General features: G+C 59.7%; 5 protein-coding genes and 1 other RNA gene. 1 reads left to right on the forward strand and 5 read right to left on the reverse strand.

Annotation, left to right across the window (positions count from 1 at the left end):
* Nucleotides 1-3 precede the first annotated feature (3 nt).
* Nucleotides 4-363, reverse strand: a transfer-messenger RNA (tmRNA) gene (ssrA, locus tag IT585_09045).
* Between the two features lie 199 nt (nucleotides 364-562).
* Here ssrA and IT585_09050 point away from each other — a divergent pair.
* On the forward strand, nucleotides 563-1,090 hold the full coding sequence (locus IT585_09050) for a hypothetical protein (protein ID MCC6963385.1): 528 nt from the start codon (nucleotides 563-565) through the stop codon (nucleotides 1,088-1,090).
* A 35-nt stretch (nucleotides 1,091-1,125) separates the two neighbouring features.
* Here the strand turns inward: IT585_09050 and IT585_09055 are convergent, their stop codons facing one another.
* The 4 genes from IT585_09055 to IT585_09070 form a co-directional block, all read right to left on the reverse strand.
* Nucleotides 1,126-2,364, reverse strand: coding sequence for a glycosyltransferase (locus tag IT585_09055; protein ID MCC6963386.1), 1,239 nt, complete (start codon nucleotides 2,362-2,364; stop codon nucleotides 1,126-1,128).
* Nucleotides 2,361-2,999 (reverse strand): hypothetical protein, encoded by a 639-nt coding sequence (locus tag IT585_09060; protein MCC6963387.1) that lies wholly within the window; start codon nucleotides 2,997-2,999, stop codon nucleotides 2,361-2,363. Before IT585_09060 ends, IT585_09055 begins: the two co-directional genes overlap by 4 nt.
* A gap of 14 nt (nucleotides 3,000-3,013) precedes the next feature.
* The gene (otsB, locus tag IT585_09065; GenBank protein MCC6963388.1) at nucleotides 3,014-3,778 is read right to left on the reverse strand and encodes a trehalose-phosphatase; all 765 of its coding nucleotides are present in this window, start codon (nucleotides 3,776-3,778) and stop codon (nucleotides 3,014-3,016) included.
* Nucleotides 3,775-4,060 (reverse strand): trehalose-6-phosphate synthase (locus IT585_09070; protein ID MCC6963389.1); only part of this gene is annotated, 286 nt, incomplete at its 5' end. The genes otsB and IT585_09070, both read right to left, overlap by 4 nt.

Below are 4,060 nucleotides of genomic sequence, written 5' to 3' on the forward strand. Positions count from 1 at the left end.
AATTAATGGAGGTGGGGGGAATCGAACCCCCGTCCGAAATAAACGTCAACCAGCCATCTACGCGCGTGTCCTTTGCTTTTATTCTCGCCGATTAGATCGCCGCAAGGCTAAAGCTACCAATCGGCCAGCTCGGCTGTTTAGTTCGCCCGTTCGTCGCCAAGCCGGGCGAACGGACTAGCCATCATTCGCTGGCGCCTTACGCGAGCCTAATGGCGGGCTGCGCGCTCGACGGCTGCACTAGTTCACTTAGGCAGCAAGAGCGTAAGTGTTGCCACTTATTGGTTTGCACCTGTTTTACGAGATCGGTGCGATCTCGGCGCGCCGGCTAATCCCCGCCTACCCCGTCGAAACCAGGTCACCCCCAAGGAGATTAACAAGCAATCCACTATATATATCGGTTTCGCTGCTGTCAAGTTCCGCAATTCTGCCTTCTGCCTGCCTGAAGTCATCGTGAGTGCTCAAGCGGGTCTGATGCGGCCCGCTGATAACCAAATCGCCCTTGACAGTGAATAGTGTGGAGAATAGTTTTCTTGGTGTAGAGACAAGCGGGGAGTAACGATCGTTGCGATCATTCTTCATTAGCTTTGCCGTAACGGCCCTCCTGTCGGCCCAGGCTGATGCCGGCGATACCAAGGTCTTGGACGGCACCAAGGCACCCAAGGATTCGGTAGCGCAACTCAAAGTACAGCGGCAAATCGGCTCGGAGTATCAGGATAGCAGCATCTACTTATTCGTCTCGCAAATCGACTCCATCCGACTGCAGGAATTGATCTACTCCGACTTCAAGGATTCCCAGCTATCGACAACACCTGAAGAGCCATTCTTACGCATCTTGGAAGACGAAGCGACCGCGAAGAAGATCTCCAGCGTGAAGGTGCGCAATCGTCCCCATGTTTTTCTTGTCAAAGCATTTGTGCGACATAACACGACCGTGAATACCGAATTCCTTTTCTCACCCTGGCTTAACATCTCCTTCACTCCTGTTGGTGGCCACAGCTACGAACTTGACGGCACACTCATGAACGGTGAGTGGGAAATCCGCATCGTCGATCGGAAGTCCAAAGAAGTCGTTGCGACTTCGCGCGACTGAGATCGCCGCAAGCAAACCGCGGTCAGGCCGACACATCACACATACATCAACCGCTCGCCGTCACCGCTGCGCAAGGCCAGCATCAGCGTAAGGTATTCGCGTAAATGGCGGGTCAGCAGAAAGCTCGTCCGGACAAAGCTGCGGGCGGCCTCGCCCATCTCCAGCCGCCGCTGACGGTAATGCAGCAGGTAGCTGATCCGGTGCGCGGCGCCCTCGGGCGTGTTGACGAGGAATCCGGTCTGAAAGTTGATCACTTGCAGCCGAATACCACCGGTGTCGCCGCCGATCACCGGTTTGCCTTTCCACATCCCCTCGGTCACCGTTAATCCGAACCCCTCGCGCGTCGATTTCTGAATCACGATATCCGCCAGCCGCTGCAACGCATTGATCGTGCGATTCGCATCCGGCGGCAGCAGTAACACGTGTACATCCGGATCACCCTCGGCCGCAGCCAGAACTTCCTCGAGCACCGTCTTGCCTTCCGGATCATCCGTCGCACCGCCCCCGGCGAGCACCAACTGCACCGGCAGGCTGCGTTTCACCAAGCGATAGGCCTGGATTACGCCGAGCGGGTCCTTGAATCGATCAAACCGCGAGATCTGCACCAACAGCGGCCGTTCCGGATCCAGGTTGTACTCGCTGCGCACCGAATCCAGTTCGCTCCTCGTTAATTCACAATTCTTGTCGCTGAGCGGATCGATGCTGGGCGCGACGATCACCTGCGGATGCGGCAGCGGCTGCGCGAAATCCGGCATCGAGAAGATACTGGCGTCGTAGCCGGTCACATGCGGTCTCAGCCCGCGCCAGACCGGCCGGTGCGGACGGCTGATGTCGATGTGCGCGCGCCAGATCCATTTGCCATGGCGGTTGGGGCAGAGCCCCAGCAGAGCCGCCGGCTGTGGATCGTGGATGATGACGAAATCGGCAGCCTCAAGCTGCGGGCGCAAGCGTTCGGCATTGACGCGATTGGTCTCCAGGTAGTGGTCCCAATCCTTGCCAGTCAGATGAACACTCTGCCCTTGCAAGCCATTATGGAACGACTTGGTGATCTCGTAGAAACGTGAATTGCCTTCGAGGACCTCCCACGCAGCGTCGAGGCCGAGTTCCTGCATCAACGGCAACAACCAGTCGAGGATTTCGGCGACGCCGCCGCCCTGGCGCGTGGAGTTGACGTGCATGATGCGAGTCCCGGTCAGGCGCTCCCCGAGCCGGTACAACTGCCGGATCGTCGCCGTACCGACGATGCCCTCGTAAGCCAGCAACGGCCGCTTCATTGGCCGCCCCGCATTTCCGCCAGCACGCGCACGATCTCGGAACGAATCTCGGCGAGGCTGCTAAAGTAGATGTCGATTTCACTCAACGCCCCGATGAGGCGCTGGTAGCCCCCGTTCAGGGTCGTCAGCCATGCGCCGAAGTCATCCTGCAAGAGCGGCGGCCGCCGGCGCGCTTCGAGAAAATGAAAATAGATGCTGCCGTTGGTCATCCGCCCGACGGCGTCCGCCAAATGCTTCGGTGTACCAATGCGTTCCCCGGTATCGAACACCACAGTGGTGGCCTGCATGAAATTGAATTCAAGTCCCGCGCGCGCCATCGGCACCCACGGCTGAAGTTCGCTCAAACGCTCCTCAATCAACTCCAGCAGATGCTGCCGCAGATCGGCGATCGCTGTGTACTCGTAAGGATCGATGATCGCCAGCCGCTCCGCCAGGACCCGGTCGTGCAGACCGGAATTCGCCCACAACGCAAAATCATTGCGAAATTCCGGATCATCAAAAGTCGGGCGCAACCAGGTCTCGCAAAAGTGATGATAGATGACATCCTCGCTGCAGATCGCCAACCGGTCGCGCAGCTCGCGCAAATTCACCGCCGGCGGCAGACCGCTCATCCGGGACAGCAGCACACAGTCCATGACGGCAAATGGCGTCACTGAATGAACCTCCTGCTCATTTCCTCACGGCTTTCAACCCCGATCTGTTCGTGCAGCCAATCCAGCAGCTCCGCCGGGTCTCGCAGCACTACCGCACGGGGGACAACGATCCGTTCCCCGACAACCACGGCCGTGCCGCCGGCGGCGATGAGCCAGTGCATCGCCTCGGCATCATTGTCATCATCGCCGGCGAAGACGACTTGCGGCGGTGCAGCGGCAGTGCCAAGAACTCGCAGCAGCGCCTGCAGACCCTCCACTTTCTTAATCGACGCATCGAAGCGGATCTCCAGTGCCAATGGCCCTTCGGAATATGAGACCCGATGGGCAAAGCAGAAACTACGCAGCAACAAGCGCACCTGCTCCCGCACCGGCGCCGCCAGCGTGCGATAGTGAATCGTCAGCGACGTCTCCTTGTCTTCCCAATCAATCGGATACGGTCGCAGCAACTCGCGCAACAGCGGCACCAATCCGCGGCGGCAGCGCCCGGCGCGCTCGATTGCTTCTGGATTGGTGCAGATCACAGCCCCATCGGGAGATTGCCAATGCAGCCCGCTGGCGCCGCCGAGGTAGATACCGTCCATGGTCAAGCGCGCGCGCAGGTCGTCGAGCGTCCGGCTGGAGAGTATCGCGACCGTGTTTCCGGGTCGTCCGGTCAATGTATTCAGGATGCTGTCAAATCCCGGCAACATCGCCGCCGCGTCACGTTCCGGCACGATCGGCGCCAGCGTGCCGTCGAAATCAAACACCCAGATCCGGCTCATGCCCCACCGCCGCGGCGTGCCGCGCGCACCAGCGGCTGGATCGCCTGCAATTCCGTGAAAATCTTGATTCCCCACTCGTAGACATTATGCGTCCGCACCAGCTCGCGCATCCGAACCATGCGCTCGCGGCGCTCTGCGGCTTCCATCGTCAGCGCTCCGTACAGCGCCTGGGTCATCGCATCGATGTCGAAAGGATTAACCTGCACCGCGTCGGCCAATTCCCGCGCAGCCCCGGTATACTTGGACAACAACAGCACACCGTCTTCGTCGCGCCGCGCCGCG

It is taken from the genome of Candidatus Zixiibacteriota bacterium (assembly GCA_020853795.1).
In the GTDB taxonomy this organism is placed as follows: Bacteria; Zixibacteria; MSB-5A5; order CAIYYT01; family CAIYYT01; genus JADJGC01.